This is a genomic window from Sessilibacter sp. MAH1, assembly GCF_054658315.1.
Window position 1 is genome coordinate 19,396 of record NZ_BAAGIC010000020.1, and the last position, 17,774, is coordinate 37,169.

At 42.0% G+C, this 17,774-nt stretch carries 13 protein-coding genes; 5 read left to right on the plus strand and 8 right to left on the minus strand.

Going from position 1 to position 17,774, the window contains the following annotated elements; all coding sequences use genetic code 11:
• The first annotated feature begins 6 nt into the window (after positions 1 to 6).
• The 5 genes from tssM (at position 7) to tssC (ending at position 7,799) form a co-directional block, all read left to right on the plus strand.
• Entirely contained in the window at positions 7 to 3,549 is a 3,543-nt protein-coding gene (gene tssM, locus ACYQ28_RS16780) for a type VI secretion system membrane subunit TssM (RefSeq protein ID WP_460052057.1), read from the plus strand.
• A 24-nt stretch (positions 3,550 to 3,573) separates the two neighbouring features.
• Positions 3,574 to 4,248, plus strand: coding sequence for a type VI secretion system-associated protein TagF (tagF, locus tag ACYQ28_RS16785; RefSeq protein ID WP_460052059.1), 675 nt, complete (start codon positions 3,574 to 3,576; stop codon positions 4,246 to 4,248).
• Positions 4,249 to 4,450: 202 nt separating this feature from the next.
• On the plus strand, positions 4,451 to 5,743 hold the full coding sequence (gene tssA, locus ACYQ28_RS16790) for a type VI secretion system protein TssA (RefSeq protein WP_460052061.1): 1,293 nt from the start codon (positions 4,451 to 4,453) through the stop codon (positions 5,741 to 5,743).
• Between the two features lie 53 nt (positions 5,744 to 5,796).
• Entirely contained in the window at positions 5,797 to 6,309 is a 513-nt protein-coding gene (gene tssB, locus ACYQ28_RS16795; protein ID WP_460052062.1) for a type VI secretion system contractile sheath small subunit, read from the plus strand.
• 2 nt (positions 6,310 to 6,311) lie between these two features.
• On the plus strand, positions 6,312 to 7,799 hold the full coding sequence (tssC, locus tag ACYQ28_RS16800; RefSeq protein ID WP_460052064.1) for a type VI secretion system contractile sheath large subunit: 1,488 nt from the start codon (positions 6,312 to 6,314) through the stop codon (positions 7,797 to 7,799).
• 300 nt (positions 7,800 to 8,099) lie between these two features.
• On the opposite strand, the gene ACYQ28_RS16805 is transcribed toward tssC, so the two are convergent.
• The 8 genes from ACYQ28_RS16805 to tssE all read right to left on the minus strand — a co-directional run bounded on the left by ACYQ28_RS16805 (position 8,100) and on the right by tssE (position 17,752).
• Positions 8,100 to 8,396, minus strand: a complete 297-nt coding sequence (locus ACYQ28_RS16805; protein ID WP_460052065.1) for a PAAR domain-containing protein — start codon at positions 8,394 to 8,396, stop codon at positions 8,100 to 8,102.
• A 186-nt stretch (positions 8,397 to 8,582) separates the two neighbouring features.
• A complete protein-coding gene (locus tag ACYQ28_RS16810) occupies positions 8,583 to 9,326 on the minus strand; it encodes a PepSY domain-containing protein (protein ID WP_460052066.1) in 744 nt (247 codons plus the stop codon).
• 40 nt (positions 9,327 to 9,366) lie between these two features.
• A complete protein-coding gene (locus ACYQ28_RS16815) occupies positions 9,367 to 9,924 on the minus strand; it encodes an FMN-binding protein (protein ID WP_460052068.1) in 558 nt (185 codons plus the stop codon).
• Between the two features lie 93 nt (positions 9,925 to 10,017).
• The gene (locus ACYQ28_RS16820; protein ID WP_460052069.1) at positions 10,018 to 11,229 is read right to left on the minus strand and encodes a porin; all 1,212 of its coding nucleotides are present in this window, start codon (positions 11,227 to 11,229) and stop codon (positions 10,018 to 10,020) included.
• A gap of 341 nt (positions 11,230 to 11,570) precedes the next feature.
• A complete protein-coding gene (tssH, locus tag ACYQ28_RS16825) occupies positions 11,571 to 14,279 on the minus strand; it encodes a type VI secretion system ATPase TssH (RefSeq protein WP_460052070.1) in 2,709 nt (902 codons plus the stop codon).
• Between the two features lie 37 nt (positions 14,280 to 14,316).
• Positions 14,317 to 15,420 carry a type VI secretion system baseplate subunit TssG gene (tssG, locus tag ACYQ28_RS16830; protein ID WP_460052071.1) on the minus strand — a complete coding sequence of 368 codons (1,104 nt, stop codon included), beginning with the start codon at positions 15,418 to 15,420 and terminating at the stop codon, positions 14,317 to 14,319.
• A complete protein-coding gene (gene tssF, locus ACYQ28_RS16835; protein WP_460052073.1) occupies positions 15,417 to 17,288 on the minus strand; it encodes a type VI secretion system baseplate subunit TssF in 1,872 nt (623 codons plus the stop codon). Before tssF ends, tssG begins: the two co-directional genes overlap by 4 nt.
• A complete protein-coding gene (gene tssE, locus ACYQ28_RS16840) occupies positions 17,288 to 17,752 on the minus strand; it encodes a type VI secretion system baseplate subunit TssE (protein WP_460052074.1) in 465 nt (154 codons plus the stop codon). The genes tssF and tssE overlap by 1 nt, the downstream gene beginning before the upstream one ends.
• Positions 17,753 to 17,774 lie beyond the last annotated feature (22 nt).

Sequence of the window (17,774 nt, forward strand, 5' to 3'; positions counted from 1 at the left end):
CGTGAAATGAATCGCCTGCGTTCGCTTATTCTCAATCGATGGTTTATCAGTGCCATCGGAGTTATCGCTTTATCATTTTTAGTCTGGTTTGGGCTCGGCTTCGTAAAATTTGGTGAAAACAATACCGAAGCCAGTAGCTCCACTCGCCTAATTATTATTGCCATTATTTGGATTATTTGGTTAGTGATCAATTTAACGATTACCATCGTTAATTTGAAAAAAAATCAGGGTTTGGTTTCCGATATGGAGCAAGAAGCCAAGTCAGAAAAACCCGGTTCGCCCGACGATGATAGAGCCAGCGAAGAAGTCGCAGCCATATCGCAACGTTTCAATAAAGCATTAGAGACTCTAAAGAAATCCAAGTTTAAAGGTAAACATGGTACTCGCTCGCTGTACCAGCTCCCTTGGTACATCATTATCGGCCCACCGGGTTCCGGCAAAACAACAGCACTAATCAATTCAGGATTACACTTCCCGCTTGAGCAAGAATACGGAAAAGACTCCATTGGCGGCGTAGGTGGTACCCGAAATTGCGACTGGTGGTTCACAAACGAAGCTGTATTAATCGATACAGCAGGACGCTACACAACCCAAGACAGCCACCGAGTAATTGATAACACGGCTTGGAACAAATTTTTGAGCATGCTCAAGCGTTACCGTAAACGCCGGCCAATTAATGGTGTTGTGCTTGTCGTCAGCATGCTGGAGTTAATGTCAACGTCTCCAGAACAGCAACGGCAACAGGCTAAAACAATTCGTACGCGTATCGACGAGTTGCAACAAGAGCTGGGCATTCGATTTCCTATTTACATGACTTTCACCAAAGCAGATTTGGTCGCAGGCTTTAACGAATTCTTTAATACCCTATCTCAAGCCGAACGTGAGCAGGTTTGGGGAGTGAGTTTCGAATCGGAATTAGCACAAACAGCCTCGCAAAATTTGGATACGTTCAAAAAACGTTACCAAGAACTCGTTGAGCGCCTAAACGAACGCGTTTTAATTAAGGTTCATCAGGAGCGAAATCCCGAGCGTAGAAACCTAATTCTTAACTTTCCACAGCAGATGGAAAGTATGTCTGGAATAATCCATGAGTTTTTAGACCAGATTTTCTCACCTCACAACTACGCTACAACCCCCATGCTACGTGGTGTTTACTTTACCAGTGCAACTCAAGAAGGCTCGCCGATCGATCGTATGATGAGTTCGGTCTCAGCGTCATTTAATCTGGATCGCAAGCAATCTGTCGCACAAGCAAACACCGGTAAAAGCTTTTTCCTTACCCGCTTATTAAACGACGTTATTTTTCCCGAGTCTGAACTGGTTGGGGTGAACAGAAAGGTCGAAAAAATGACTCTTTGGTTCCGTAGAGGAACCTATATCACCATGTTAATTGCCTTAGTAGGCAGCGTTGTTACTTGGGTCGGTACCGCAACATCCAGTCGCTCTGCAATGGCAAATGTACGAGAAGACGTTAACGAATACCGTCAGGCTTCTAGCGCCAACCCAAATCCCAGTACATCTACCCAAGCGGCAGATATTATCGAGCCCTTGTACCAAGCTTCTTTGGTTTACGACAGCAGCGAGCATGATTGGCTGAATAACCTTGGAATGTATGACACCAATGTTGATAGAGCTGCCAATAATTTATACGTAGACAAAGTCCATAACTTGTTTATGCCAGCTCTCGCCAGAGAGTTCGAAACCACATTAGATAGCCTCCCGGCTTCAGACGGTAATCTTGCGAAATACTTAGAAGTATATTTGATGTTCTTTGATGAACAGCATCAGGATAAGGCCCATATCAAAGAGTTCTTAACCAATCATTGGCAAAAGCTCTATCCAGAGGACGAGTCCAAACGCCAGCAGTTGCAGCGTAATTTGCAAATCGCGTTCGAGCAAGATCCACTTATTGAAGAAAATATTTACAACAAACGAATCGTAGAAAATAGTCAAAATAAACTGCGTAACATTCCATTGGCGGAGCGGCTTTACGCAGCATTAAAAGTACGTCCAGATATGGCGCAAACTTTTGATATTTATCGTGATATCGGCGCTGATTCCGCGAAAAGCTTTGGCCTTTCTGATCAAGATTCCGTATTTTTTGTACCGAAACTGTTCACTGCGCAAGGTTACAAAGACATAGATGTCAGCGCTAATTCCAAACTCATCAAACAACTTAAAGAAGACTTGTGGGTGTATGGCGCTGTTGAAGATGATCCATCCGTTGATTTAGAGCGCGTCAGTGAAGATTTACAACGTCTTTATAACAATGAATATTTGCTTTACTGGCAGAATTATTTAAAACGCTTCAATTTGCAAAAATTCAATTCAATTCGTGACGCTGTAACTGTATTAGGCAAATTATCAGACCCTATTTATTCGCCATTACTTACCGTTTCGGATATTGCTGCGGAAAATACGGATTTGGTCGCCGATCAACGTCGAAGAATTCCATCAGTAAGTGGAATCCGAGCACCGGTTAACAACCAGGTTCGCGCTGTTGGAGAATTAGCAGCCGATGAGCTGAACAAAGCCATTGAGAAAAATAATCCACCAACGCCCATGGATATTTATTTCTCAGATTTACACAAGGCATCCTTCTCAGGAAACGACGCACCGCCGTTGACTCGCAGCTATCTCGACTCAATAGCGCAAGTTCATCAATTCTTTGTTGGTTTGGACGGATCACCGAATACGACTCAAGCAGCTTTTGATTACGCAAAACAACGCTTTCAAAGCGGCTCGAACGATTCCATCCAAAACCTGTATTACGAAGCAGAAAAAGCTCCAGAACCCTACAAAAGCTGGATGAAAAATATCGCCGACAACAGCTGGAGCATTGTCGTGGCCAATGCGCAGAACCAGCTAAACGAGTCTTGGCGCTTGCGTGTATACAGTGTCTACGAAAGAGCATTAAAAGACAGATATCCTCTATCAAAAAATGCTTCACGAGATGTAGCGCTGCAAGACTTTAATGACTTTTTTGGGCCTTCAGGTCAGCTTGAGGCATTTATCAATGAATTTGTTGCCCCATTTGCAAACACCTCCAACTGGAGGCAAAAAAGCGTTAACAATCGCTCTATTGGATTAAGTCAAGAAGCGATAAGAACCTTTCAGAATGCGCAAAACATTCGCAAAGCATTTTATTCGCAAGGCGAAAATGCCGCTTTTAAATTTAAAGTCAGAGCAGATCAACTCGACAGAGGCGTAAGGCTGTTCACACTGGAAATCGGCGACTTTACCTATGAATACTCACATGGGCCGCAGGTTCGCCGCTCGGCAGAATGGACAGGCGGTGAAGACACGCGGGCGCGAATTATTTTTGAAGACCTAAACCAAAGCAGCCATGAGGAACAATACGAAGGCGATTGGTCTATATTCAAACTTTTGGACAAATCGGAAATTGTCGACCGACCTAATTCTGCAGAAAAATTATTGCGATTTAACGCATCGGGTCGAACCGCTGAATTTGTAGTGATTCCAGAAGATCGAACAAATCCTTTCGACTTAACGTTGTTGCGAAGCTTTAAAGCTCCAGCATCTCTTTAATTTAAATGACAAAGAGACAAAGTTATGCAGCAGCACAATAATTACGTCGGAGTATTTGGCAAACTACCTTCCCACGGTGATTTTATTGACCGTGGGTTGGCGTCAAATTTTATAACACTGTGGGATGAATGGTTACAACGTAGTATCTCGGCAAGCCAGTCGCGCTTAGGTAACCAATGGTTAGAGCATTATCTGGTTGCGCCTATTTGGCGATTTGTTCTAACAAGCGGTGTTATAGACTCAAATTCGTATGTCGGTGTTTTAGCATCGAGTGTAGATAGCGTCGGCCGATATTTCCCTTTAACCATAGTTCATAAAATTCCAGGCCAAGAGAATCCATTTCGCGCATTATCAGAACCTTCTTGGTTTCAACACGCCGAAAATACCGCCATAAATGCGCTGACAAATCGAGATTCTATCGATGAAACCTATCGCAATCTCATCTCGGTGAAACCCAATATTCGTCCGGCGCCAAAAAGCCAATATCAAAACCAACGCGGACAATATGCTTTTTTAGAAATTGAAGCCTATACCTTTAGCGATCTCTATTCCGAATTACTATTAAAATCTCGGCTCAATGATATGTCGGCTTTTTCTCTGTGGCACCAACCGGGTCAAAACGGTCAGTCTCATCGATATTTTGAAAGTGCAGGATTACCAAGTCCCGACACCTATACCATGATGATCAGTAACAGTTAACCCATTATTGTGAAATTAAAAGATATAAAAAATAGTAGAGTATTAGAAAAGATAATAATTTAGTTGACTTGAAGAATTAAGTGTGAATTTTTTCAATATTGATGCGGTATTTATTTGCTTCATTTGAAAAAAATCCCTTAAACTGGCTTTTTGCCGGAACGCTTGGGCAACGATTAAAACATGCATAAGGATTGCTTAGTTAATGTCACAAACTCGATTTAATTTGGAAGAATTTATCGCACCAATACCTGGTGATCTTGCTCAAGGCGTCGATATTAGAGTGGACGCGTCAGCACAGGCTGAGTACTACGCAGCTAAAGACGCCAGAAACAATGCTAGCGCCCTCGAAAGAACCCACCAATTTGATGACGATATAGACCTTATTTCTCCGTGGTATGAGGTCCAAGAAAAATCAGAAGTTATCTTAAAGACGCTGTCTAAAGATCTTCAAGCTTGCACATGGTATTGCGAAGCATCTGTTCGAATCGATGGTGCCTTCGGACTTAAAAACTCGTTCCAGCTAATTGAAGCCATCATCAATGAATATTGGGATGTCGTTTATCCAGAGCCTGACGAGTACGGATTAGAAACCAAAATTGCGCCACTTGAAGGTCTTGGCAGTGGACCTTTACTCGCACCAATGCGATCTATAACGATCACCGAAGGTAATACAGGTGAATCTTATTCCTACGCACAATATTTACAGGCTCGCGATGCCTCAAAAATCCAAGACGACAAAGAGCGTAAAGAGCGTTTTGAAACCATTGGGTTTTCATTTGAAAATGTAGAAAACGAAATTAAAAGTTCTACACCTATCTACTTTATTGAATTAACAACAGCGCTTGAAGCTGCGCTGTCGTCCTTTAAAGAATATAACAATACTTTACGCAAACATTGCGGCGGTGAAGCTCCACCGAGTTCTGACATTAGCAATCTACTTGAAGAGCTGATCCGGACTGTTCGTTTTATCAGTAAAGATATTGTTGATGCGCACAATGCTGCTCAAAATGCACAACAGGCTTTGCAAGAAACAATCGACGATCAAACCAATTCATCGGAGGCTGGCGCAGTAGTGACCACCGGCAACTTGCAAAATGTTCAATTTGTGCAACAGGTTCCGGCGGGCGCTATTACTAATCGAGAAGACGCGCTAAAACAGCTTTCGTTAATTTCAGATTATTTCCGAATGTATGAACCTCATACTCCCCTTGCAGCCAGTTTAGATCGTATTATTAAATGGGGAAGAATGACGTTACCGGAATTAATTCTAGAATTAATTCCAGACCAGAATGCAAAAGCGCTCTACTCACAACTTACAGGTGTAGTTACCGACGGTACCGCTACAGATAAATACGTACCGCCACCACAACCTGTGGCTGTACCCACACAGACGAATACTGCAGCTGATACAAGCCATTCTTCTGAAGTGGAAACAAAGACACCTGAGACGCCTAAGCAACCTGAAACACAATCATCATCAGGAATGGGCTGGTAACGTATAATTATTGAGTCTAACTCTTACCGATTTTTTAAAGGAAGGAATAAATCATGTCTGAAAGTATCCACAACAAACTCAAACGAGTTCGCAAACCTCGTGTTCACATTACTTACGACGTCGAAACCAACGGAGCGGAAGTAAAAAAAGAACTCCCGTTTGTGATGGGTGTAATGGGTGATTATTCTGGTGACAATGCAGAAGCGCGTCGTCCACTCAAAGAGCGTAAATTCGTTCAAATCGATCGCGACAACTTCAACGAAGTTATGGGTAAAGTGAATCCCAAGCTTGAGTTACAAGTGGAAAATACCCTGTCCGGTGACGGCACCAAGATGAGTGTCGATTTAGAATTCAAAAAAATGGACGACTTCACTCCAGAAGCTATTGTCGACCAGGTTGAACCACTTAAGCGATTACTAGAAGCGCGCCATAAACTAAAAGATTTGCTGAGCAAAGCAGACCGCTCTGAAGAGCTTGAAACTGTTCTTGAGCAAATTCTGCAAAACGCAGATCAAATTTCGCAAATTTCTGGTCAGTTAAACCCTGGCGAAGATAAAGGAGAATAATCATGGCTACAGAAAGTAGTGAAAATAGTGCCTTAGAAGCCGAAGAAGGATCGTTTAGCCTTCTTGATCAGGCGATCGGCGCCACTAAACAAACCGACCCGAATGAAGTAAAAGATCTAATCGCCAACCTAACCTCAAAGGCAATGGATGGTACTTTAACTTGGGACAAAAACCTTACGAACACCATTAACAAAGCGGTTGCTGCAATCGATGCGGCCATGTCTCGTCAACTTGCTGCAATCATGCATCAAGACAAGTTTCAAAAACTTGAAGGTTCTTGGCGCGGTCTAAACCACTTGGTTATGAACAGCGAAACCGGTTCGACTCTTAAGATTCGTATGCTAAACCTAAGCAAGCGTGAGTTGTATCGTGACCTAGACAAGGCGGTTGAATTCGATCAAAGCCAAACCTTCAAAAAAATCTACGAAGAAGAATTTGGTATTGCCGGTGGTGAACCCTACGGTGCAATTATTGGTGACTATGAATTTAGTAACCATCCAGAAGATATCGACCTTCTATCAAAGATGTCGAACGTTGCAGCTGCGGGCTTCTGTCCATTTATTTCAGCAGCTGGCGCGCAAATGTTTGGCTTTGATGATTTCACAGAATTATCTAAGCCTCGCGACCTAGGTGGTATTTTTGAGACCCAAGAATACATCAAGTGGCGCAGCTTCCGTGACTCGGAAGATTCTCGCTTCGTCACCTTGGTTATGCCAAGAACCTTATCTCGCGTTCCATACGGTTCCAAAACCAAGCCCGTTGAGACCTTCAATTACGAAGAGTTTGAAATTGATGATTCTGGCTACTCGCGCGACACCGACCACAACAAATACTGTTGGATGAATGCCGCTTATGTTATGGGCACTACCCTAACTAAAGCTTTCTCGGAATATTCTTGGTGTACAGCTATTCGCGGCGCGGAAGGCGGCGGTAAAGTTGAAGGCCTACCAAGCCATTTGTTCAAAAGTGATGACGGTGACGTTGACCAAAAATGTCCTACCGAGATTGGTATCACAGATCGTCGTGAAGCAGAATTAAGTCGACAAGGCTTTTTGCCATTGTGCCACTACAAAAACACTGATTACTCCGTCTTCTTTGGTGCACAAACCGCTCAAAAACCAAAATCCTACGACAATCCTGACGCCACTGCTAACTCTGAAATCTCTGCTCGCTTACCTTACTTGATGGCGACGTCACGTATTGCTCATTACTTAAAAGTTATGGCGCGTGACAAAGTTGGTTCATTTATGGAAGCGAACGATTGTGAGCGTTGGTTAAATCAGTGGATTAAGCAATACACCAACTCAAACCCAGACGCCAGTGCAGAAATGAAAGCTAAATATCCATTAGCTGAAGCACGTGTTGAGGTAAAAGAGATTCCAGGACAACCTGGCTCGTACAGCGCTGTTGCTTATCTTAAACCTTGGCTACAAATGGAAGAATTAACGACCTCTCTACGAATGGTTGCTAACATTCCTAGCCCAGGCTGATCTTACCTAAGGTCAAACCACTCAAATACCACCTTATGGGTGGTATTTTTTTGTCTATCGATCGTGGTAAATCAAATGCGAAGGGAAAAAATAGGAAGAAATTTGTACTCAGACATAAAGCAGATTTATAGGCTACTTCAAAGATACTAATGAATATATTCAGGTGATAAGTTTACAAATCGTAGCCACACTATAGGGTTTACACACTCAAAATAACCCCAAAACGTACAAGCTCTGCAAATTTAGAAGATACGATCGATGAATTTCGCTCATCGGCCATAGGTGATTCACTAAAAAGAATCACCCGCCAATTAAGACCGTAGGGAAACCAACAACAATTTTACCACCGTGAGCAGTACTATCGCCCATTCGAGCAGCAGGTTTTCCGCAGATCATGACCGTACTACTGCCCTTAGAAACACTGTCTGGTGGTCCAATACAGACACATACACTACCAACGGTTGCCGATGGTAAACCACCAATAATAACGGTCGGGCCACCAGGAGTAACAATGGGACCACCAACATGTGGCACTGGGCCAGGATTTGTTTTCGGACAAACATGCATGTCGGTAATTCTAGAAGCAGGCTTACCCATATACTTAATTCCAATGTTTAGTTATTAACACACGTTAAATGAGCGATGAGAAAACACTTTTGAACAACCGCATAAGGCACAGTCTATACATCGCCAATTGTTGAACACTATAACAAATTATTACCCAATCGCGACCCCAAAAAAGTAGGTAATTCGCAAACCGGAAGTTCATTAAGATACTGAGTATTATTTTTTTGACGCCGAATTCTTACTCCAGAGCCAAACGCCAGAAACGACTAAAACAATTAAAAGTATGGCAGATAAATCCACTATCAGAACGCCAAGCGAGCCGAATATTCTGCCCGAATGTATATCCAAAAAGAACCTTTCCCAATTGATCGCCGAACCTTGATAATTGGTAAGCCAAATTTCTCGTTGATACGTTGGGATTTCATCAGAAACCCTAATTTCAGAAAACAGCTGTCGGTCTATGTTCGACCACTGTAGTTTTTCCAAATCTGCCAAGTAAACTTGATCATTAGAAATAAAACACACGTCTTCGCCGCAGACTCCTAGTTGCTCAACAGGGGTCGGCAGCTGAAAAATACTGCCTATTCTCTCTTGAATGCTGAAATCAGAACTGACGATCAACAATTCAGATTCGCAAGCGATAAGCAAGCTGCCGTAAGCGCGTAAAGTTACAGCGCCTTTAAATACGCCATCGCATACACCTAGCGAGTGATCGCCTATATACAACATTTTAGCGTCGAGCTGACCAGCCCATCCAACATCTGTGGATTGAGCAATAACAGCGGGAGGTTGGATTCCATACAGACTAAGAATAATACTATTGCGCACGGGAATATCTTGTAATTTAAAGAATTCCGTATGGTTTAGGAGCACACCGGTAAGGCAAAGATTGAGAACAACAACAGACACAACCAACCCAACGCGGCGATGCCAACGCCAAATCACTCTTTTGACATTCATCTTTTTACGGGAACGAACCGATACGGTCTTAGGAAGAGAGCTATTCACTTGCTAGCTGAGAGAACTCAGTTTGTTGATGACAGTATAAAGCCATTGCGGTAATTTTTTTCAATGCTCGAACCGATAATGTCGCCCCGGTAATGCCATCAATATTTTGATTAAGGCGCCAATTTCCTTTTTCAGAAGATAATTGAGCATTTATAAATTGAGAAGTAAAAAATGGATAGCGAATTTCTCCACCTCTACTTTCGCGGTATTCCATAATTTGAACTTGTTCGATTTTGCCCGCGTTTACAATCACGCCTACTGTAATTGGCAGCTCTTTACCAATTTCTTCCAAAATCCAAGCTGTACGCTCTCCATCGCCCCAATATCTGAGCCGAAGACTGGAGAGTTTACGGTCAATTATCGCTTCGATATCGGCGCGCATCTCTTGGTTAACCCACAAAGTCTGCCATTCGATAGGCTGGCCCGGAAAAGCAAGCTCATGAAACTCTTCGATGGATAAAAAACTTCCTTTTTGTGCAAATACGCTTGTCGAGCCGATAGATAGGACTATAACGACAAAAATATTCAATAAATTCAAACGTATTTGCATAAAAACTCAGCCAAAAACTTTGCAAGAAAAAAGGCGCAAGGCGCCTTTTCTCGATAATACTAAATTACACGCATTCTCATCAACAGATGATTATTAGAATGACCAACCTACACCCAAGTTAAAGGCATCGGCTTCATCACCTTCACCAACTGTGTCGGTATAGTCCGCTTTCAACACAACTTGCGGATGTATCCAGTAATTAATACCGTAATCGTACGCTTCAAAGTCGCTATTAACTCGGTTGCCACGATCCCACTCGCTGTATCGAGCAAAGAAACCAAGTTTCTCGGTCAACTTGTACGATGGCTCAATGTACCAACCGCCCAAAGAATCCGCATTGGCGTCTTCAAAGTCATCGCCATCGATATCCCATTCGGCCCATAACGCTTTAAATCCGAATCCAGAAGATTGATACGCAATATGAGCTTCGGTTAAGAATGCACTCGCGTCATCCGAAGCCAAGCCTTGGGTAATTTCTTGCTGGTATTGGAAGGTGGTAGCCAGTTCTAAGCCACGAATTCCGGTGTATTTTAAGCGACCAGTAAACGCGAAATCTTCAGCGGTTGCTTCAGCACTTTTTTGGCGACCACTGCGAATTCGAAATGCATTACCGCCTTCAACCGGAACCTCTAAACCGCTATGAACTGCGGCGTTGTAGGTTAAACCTGGCGACAATTCACCGGTAAACATAACACCCGTTTCCCACCAAGTTGCAGGAATAACTTCTGACTCTACACGGTTGCGTTCGGTACCGTAAAAAGTATCTGGCTCATGTGTTTCGTTGATGATACCAACAGGAATCAAGAATTGACCAAATTGAACGCTGTGGTTTTCAAGAAAATCCCACTGTACGTATGCTTGTTCTAGCTCAACTTCGCCAGGCTCGCCGTCGGCGGCAACACCGTGTTCAAGTTCAAACTCAGAGAAGAAACGCAAGGTATCGCTAAATTGATGTGCTACATACAAAACATAACGGTGAGCGTCGATTTCGTTATCAGAATCTTCAAAATCGTTAAAGTGATGTTCTGTATAACCACCCAAAGTGGTTTTTTCAGCCCACGCTGCTAATGAATTTGATGCACCAGCACTTACAACGCTGTTTTCTATTGCATCAGCAGTTGCTTCGACTTTTACATCAATTTCTTCCACTTTAACTTTTGCAGTGTTTACCTGATTTTTTAACTCATTAATTTGCTCTTGTTGCTGCTGAATTATTTTCCACAACTCTTCAACGGTTGGTTGTTGCTGAGCAAACGCCACAGCCGGAATTGTTCCCACAAGCAAACTTAATAAAGTTCTTTTCATTGCTCACATATCTCCCATGTTCGTGTTTTTGCGCATTATAATACTAACCATTCTCATTTTGCATTTAATTTTTATTTGAGATTGGTTTTCAAGAACATAGATCAAATAATGTTTATTTTTCCAAAAAAAATGAACCTTCAATCTGGAAAATAGATGTGCAAAATCCCGACAAATCAAGAATTTAAGGGCTTTGGATATAAAAACACGGAATTGAAAATTATGTACGTGAAAGTCTATACATACACGGACATAACTAGAGACAAGAAAGCTGTGATAAAAAATTGACAATTTAGCATCAATAAAGAGGAGCCAAACTGGTTCCTCTTTATTGATGAAATCAATTAAATAATCTCGTATTGAAAATCGCCCTCGTCATCGACGTTAATTTGAATATGGTTTATCTCTAACTCATTTGCCATACGATCCAAACAAAGCGCTGCCATTTCCGGCAATAACGTTTTATTCAAAATATTTTCAATGTTACGAGCACCAATATCCGATTCCTGACAACGAGCGACAATGTGCAGCAACACATCTTCGTGGTAATCCAGTTTCGCGCCATAGTGATTTTGTACGCGTTTGCGAATTTTATTGAGATTAATCTCAGCGATTTTCATTAAATTATCGTCATCTAATGGATAATAAGCGATGACATTTGCTCGACCTAAAAACGCGGGCTTAAAACTCTGCAACAAATACGGACGGATATTATCAAGCAAAACATCGGGGTCTGGCTTTTCTTCAACCTGCTGCATGATTGCACGAATAGCGTCTTCACCCGCGTTAGAAGTCATGATAATTACAGTATTTTTAAAATCGATGTCACGGCCTTCGCCGTCTTTAATTGTGCCCTTATCGAACAAGTTATAGAAAATATCTTGCACACCGGGATGAGCTTTTTCCATTTCATCCAACAAAATAACGGAATAGGGTTTTCTACGCGCAGCTTCGGTTAACACCCCGCCTTCACCGTAACCAACATAGCCCGGAGGAGAGCCAAGTAACATAGATACTTTATGCTCTTCTTTGAATTCGGACATATTAATAACGGTGATATTTTGCTCGCCGCCATAGAGCTGATCAGCCAACGCTAAAGCCGTTTCGGTTTTACCAACACCACTGGTACCGCACAACAAAAACACACCAACCGGTTTTCGGGGATCGGTTAATCCAGCGCGCGACGTTTTAATAGCCTGAGCAATTGCATCTAAGGCATGAGGCTGACCAATAACACGCTCTTGAAGTTTTTCAGAAAGATGCTGAATCGCTGAGATTTCATCTGAAACCATCTTGCCAACAGGAATACCGGTCCAGTTGGCAATCACTTCTGCAATGGATTGCTCATCAACGCAAGGATGAACCAGCGGTGCCTTACCTTGAGTAGTTTTTAAGTCGGCTTGTAAACTCGTAAGCTTAGCTAAAAGCTCGTCTAAACCTAATTGTGGTTGTGCATTTTCCGCATCACTCTCTGTGGCCTCTGCACTTTTCACTGCTTCAGCATTCGCGTCGCTCACGTCCGCATCATTGCTCTGACATTTTTCGATGGCTGCACGAGTTTCGTTAATTTCAGTAATAATCTGATTTTCTTTTTCTCGCTGAGCTTGCAAATCATTCAAAAGTGCTTGGTCTTTTTCGATTTCCAATTGCAGTGTGTGCAAGGTGTCTGTGTGTTGCTGAGTCTCAAACTGCTCTTTTTCTAGCGCTGTAATCGCACGCTGTGCCGACTCGATTCTGCGAGTTGCTTGTTCAATAGCAGAAGGTGTCGAAGATTGGCTCAGCGCAACACGTGCACAAGCGGTATCTAAAAGGCTGACCGATTTATCGGGAAGTTGACGACCGGTAATATAGCGCTGGGATAATTTAACAGATGCGACAATGGCTTCGTTTAAAATACGCACCTTGTGATGAGAAGCTAGGGCATCAGAAATACCACGCATCATGTCGATAGCGGTATCAATATTAGGTTCTTCAACCTTAACAACCTGAAAGCGTCGCGTTAAAGCCGGGTCACGCTCGAAATACTTTTTATATTCCGCCCAAGTGGTTGCCGCAATGGTTCGCAACTCGCCGCGGGCAAGAGCTGGCTTTAATAGATTTGCGGCATCACCCTGCCCTTCTTTGCCGCCTGCACCAATCAGGGTATGAGCTTCGTCAATAAACATAATAATGGGCACAACCGAGCCCTTAACTTCTTCAATTACCGATTTTAATCGGTTTTCAAATTCACCCTTAACGCTAGCACCAGCTTGCAATAAACCTAAATCAAGTGTTCTTACCACAACGCCTTGCAATGCACTTGGTACGTCTTTATTCGCAATACGCAAAGCAAAACCTTCTACAACCGCTGTCTTACCAACGCCAGCTTCACCGGTAAGAATCGGGTTATTTTGGCGACGACGAGTAAGAATATCGATACATTGACGAATTTCCTCGTCTCGACCCAAAACAGCGTCAATTTCACCTTTCTCTGCCTTCTCGGTAAGATTAATGGTGTATTTATCCAGTGATGGCGTTTTGGAAATCTTAATTGGTTCGCCGTTATTTGATTGGCTCGCCGGAATTGCTCTTGCAGATTCACCGGTCATACCAACAACAACTCTGGCCGTTTCACGTAAAGATTCAGGAGCAATTTCTTTTAAAACTGGGCAGCTGTTTAATATTTGTTGGCGAGAAATTTCATCTAAAAATAATGCCGCCAAAATATGAGAAGATGTCATTACAGGCTGACCAAACTCAACCGACGCCAACATCCAAGCGTTTTTACAGCAATCAACTAAATTAGGTGAAAGCGCAGCCGGGCGACTATTTCCGCTCTTAAATTTCTCAATTGATGACATTAATTGTTTAGCAAAGGTAGAGGGATTAATGTCATATTTTTCCAGTAAAAACGCGAGATCTGAATCTCCCATTTCTAAAATCTTAATTAACCAGTGTTCAACTTCAATATTATATTGCGTTAAATTAATACAAAGGCCGGCTGCGCCCTCTAAGGACTCACGTAACCCTTGTGACATTTTATCAACGAGTGATTTTAAATTAACGTTAATCATTGTTCTTTTCCCGAGGGTCAAATAAAAATAATAAGATCTAGTCTACAAGCTCTAAGCTTTCTACCATTGGATAAATATCTTGAGATAAGACAATACTTTCTCGCTCATTGACAACAAAATCCTGAGATCGTAAGCGAGTATTCCAACCCAACAAAGGCTCTGTGTCTAAACTAAGCTGGGTTTCAAAATGAGCATTGCTCGGCAAAGCAATTTCAATGGCAAACTCAAATTCATCACCACACACAAATTTCATCATTGATTGTAGCTCACTTAAAACTCTTGAGCCCGGAGCCAGCTGCTCATAATTTGGATTTTTATCACCATCAATAACTACAATAAATTTGCCTTGCGTGTTGTAGCCGTATTGTCCCAACATCGCATTTTGGCCCAATACGTTATTCTGCCCATTAGGCGCATCTGGACCAGGTAAGCGCGTTAATAAATCCTTGGGTAATTCTTCCCATTGACATACAAATTGTTTAACTTCGGCATCAAACCCAAACTGATGTTTAACAATTTTCACAATCGCTTCAGCGCTAATCGTCGGCCTTGCTAAAAAACTGGCACAACCAACAAGAGTTTCATCAGAAAAGGCCTGTTTGTACATCAAACCTTCGGTGCCGATTCCCATTAACGCCAAAAAACTATGGGTAAACAAATCCCATTGCGCGCGTCGTGAAGAACGGCTAGCCAAAGCTTTTTCGTAATTTAATGGTAAACGATATTTCCGCCATGCCTGATAAAACAACGAAATGGATCGATGCTCGATAAAATTCACAAAATCGACCAAATCCGTATTTTTCTTACGAAGTTCAAGTAAAACTCGCTCAGAAAAATATCGCGGCATTACACCTTGACTACCCAACAAACCCAATACCGAAACGGTCATTTCCCAATACTGTTGATTTTTTGGTGAATGACTGTCTTTAACAATTTTTAAATTTTGAATATCACTGGCATTAAAGGTCAGTTTTGGATTATTTTTAAAAAATACAACTTCATCATCGTACTTAGCTTTAGATCCAGGTGCAGTTTCCGATGCCGTTGTTTCAAGTTTCTGCGTGGCGTTTTTTTCTAATAGGCGTACCGCTTGAAAAAACTCAAACAAATAAGGTTCTTTTTCTAAGCGCGGATTAATCATAGTAATACTCGATCTCCAGCCCGCGGCGGCCATTGTTTATAAATATCATCATGGCCGCTCATTCGCACAACAACACGCGTGAAAGAATTAATAGAGCAGTAAAGTCCACAAAAACGTTCTAAAACACTGGCAAACATTAATGCACTGGTGCCAGATAATAAAATGGGATCAAAAACCAACTCAACCTCGGTACCACGCGACATTACGATCATGCCCTGCACCTGAATCGGAGCGGTAATACCTTTGGTTTTTACATCCAACAATGATTCGATCATTTTTCGCGTGCTAGCAGAGTCTTTAAAATCATAAAGGCGCATAATTTCACGCAGCGGCGGCTCATCAAGACCCGGACCAGAAGCCTTTCCAAACAAGGTGTGTGAAGCTGGCTGATTGGCGCCACCTAGTGAAAGATGATTTAAATTAAGATGCGAAATAATTCGCCAATACGAGCGCTCTTTTTGCGGCGATCGCAAGGTCGATGTGGGAGGTACTGTGCAAGAAATTCGACTGACCGGAAGCCCGCCTTCGCTGTCCATTAAATACGGCTGATTATTACCCGTTGGTAACTTTCTAGGTAAATTTCGATTGGTACACGTCAGCGAAATCTTTAAGGTTTGCTCACTATTTTTGATGTTTTGATAATCTAAATCAACCAAAGAAAGCTGTACTTCTGACGCGACTTCATTTAAGTGCTCACCTTCTAATAAATTTTCTCGCTTACTAAACCAGAAAGCATCACCTTGTGAACGAGAATGTCGCACACCGTAAAATGGTAAATAGTGCGTTTTTTTATTTTCAGAGGTTAATCCTACCACGTCATCTATGCTGTAAACCTCAAAACCATTTTTATAACGTGCATCTGGCACGACCTGGTATTCGTATTTGGTTTCAGTTAACGCAATTGGGTCAGCTTCGTGCTTAAATAAATTTACAGCCGGCGCACAATGCAGCGAAAACGATTGCGCATCGACTTGATATTCCAGCTCAGAGTTTGATTCACTTAAATAAATATAAACATCTAATTGGTTAGAGTATCGCGCATCAATATGCTTACCAATTTGGTGCAAATCAATAAAGCCAAATTTTTCTGGAAAACAGAAAAACTCGGTTAACAACCGATATGCCGAAGATACATTATTTGGATATTCAAGAAGACCTTGGTTCTCATCAAAACCAACTTGCTGAATTAATTTTGGATCAAGAAATTGAGGCTTTGGATCATCATCGCCGCTAGCAAGTACTACCTTTACGGCTTTTTGCAAGATTAAATCGTACAGCGGATAAGAAAACTGCGGCAGACCTTTTAGATACATTCTTAACGATTTAATACCTAAATCGCTGATATTTAATTTCTCTGACAACGGATTAAATCGTAACCTTAATACCGCCGATGCGTTACTCACCGAGTTCGAGCCAGGGGCGATAAAAGGTCTTGCCATTAATTCGGCAGAGGACAGTTTTATTGGGTATAAATCTGTGTCATAACAATTGGTAAATTTGCAGCTATTACCGTTAAATTTTTCACTTTCGAAAATACGACCACGCTTAATAAATGCGGCTTTATCTAAGCTTTCATTAGGTTCAAAATTAACAATACAAAACGACGGAATGGGTCTTAGATAATGTGGGTACAAGGTATCCAACATAGCATCCGTCAATTCAGGAAAATCATCACTCAATTTTTGCTGAATACGCGCGTTTAAAAACGCAACACCCGATAAAAGACGCTCTACTAAAGGATCTTCTACGGTATCTTCATTTAACTGTAAGCGCGACGCAGCAGCCGGATGTTTGCGAGCAAAATCGGCAGCGGCTTGCTGTAAAAAAGCAAGTTCGGATTCATAATGAGAAAGTAAACTGTCAGACATTATCCGACCTCAGCAACGTTAACTAATTGAGTAATTGGATTTAAAGAAGAATCAAAAATGATTATTTCTGGCGCCGGACTAGAATGAATTTCTGCTTCTATTTGAAAGCGAATATTAGGCTCTTCCGGATCTAATTTATCCGCAGTTGTCACCTTAACGGACTTGATTCTTTTTTCGTAGGTCAATATACACTCGGCGATATTCGCACAAAATTCTTTGCGGCTATTCTTCGACATAAGATTAACCGAAGAAATATCGGGCAAACCAAAATTCAAAAGTGACTTTTGTAATTCTTTGTGTGAAGCCGGCGGAGACAAGCATCGGTAGCGTGTATTCAACAAGTCCTCAAGATCACGCCGGACACTCTCGCGCATTTGCGCATTCAGCAAATAGTTTTTTTGAGGGTCATCACTGTCGCCCATCAAGCGATCAAATAATGGTGTTAGCAATTTTTTTTCTGACAAAACTTAGCATCCTTTCATTTTA

Bases quoted from the DNA above. Each gene is read 5' to 3' on its own strand.
- tssM (WP_460052057.1), top strand. From the start codon at position 7: ATGAATCGCCTGCGTTCGCTTATTCTCAATCGATGGTTTATCAGTGCC.
- tagF (WP_460052059.1), top strand. From the start codon at position 3,574: ATGCAGCAGCACAATAATTACGTCGGAGTATTTGGCAAACTACCTTCC.
- tssA (WP_460052061.1), top strand. From the start codon at position 4,451: ATGTCACAAACTCGATTTAATTTGGAAGAATTTATCGCACCAATACCT.
- tssB (WP_460052062.1), top strand. From the start codon at position 5,797: ATGTCTGAAAGTATCCACAACAAACTCAAACGAGTTCGCAAACCTCGT.
- tssC (WP_460052064.1), top strand. From the start codon at position 6,312: ATGGCTACAGAAAGTAGTGAAAATAGTGCCTTAGAAGCCGAAGAAGGA.
- ACYQ28_RS16805 (WP_460052065.1), bottom strand. From the start codon at position 8,396: ATGGGTAAGCCTGCTTCTAGAATTACCGACATGCATGTTTGTCCGAAA.
- ACYQ28_RS16810 (WP_460052066.1), bottom strand. From the start codon at position 9,326: ATGAATGTCAAAAGAGTGATTTGGCGTTGGCATCGCCGCGTTGGGTTG.
- ACYQ28_RS16815 (WP_460052068.1), bottom strand. From the start codon at position 9,924: ATGCAAATACGTTTGAATTTATTGAATATTTTTGTCGTTATAGTCCTA.
- ACYQ28_RS16820 (WP_460052069.1), bottom strand. From the start codon at position 11,229: ATGAAAAGAACTTTATTAAGTTTGCTTGTGGGAACAATTCCGGCTGTG.
- tssH (WP_460052070.1), bottom strand. From the start codon at position 14,279: ATGATTAACGTTAATTTAAAATCACTCGTTGATAAAATGTCACAAGGG.
- tssG (WP_460052071.1), bottom strand. From the start codon at position 15,420: ATGATTAATCCGCGCTTAGAAAAAGAACCTTATTTGTTTGAGTTTTTT.
- tssF (WP_460052073.1), bottom strand. From the start codon at position 17,288: ATGTCTGACAGTTTACTTTCTCATTATGAATCCGAACTTGCTTTTTTA.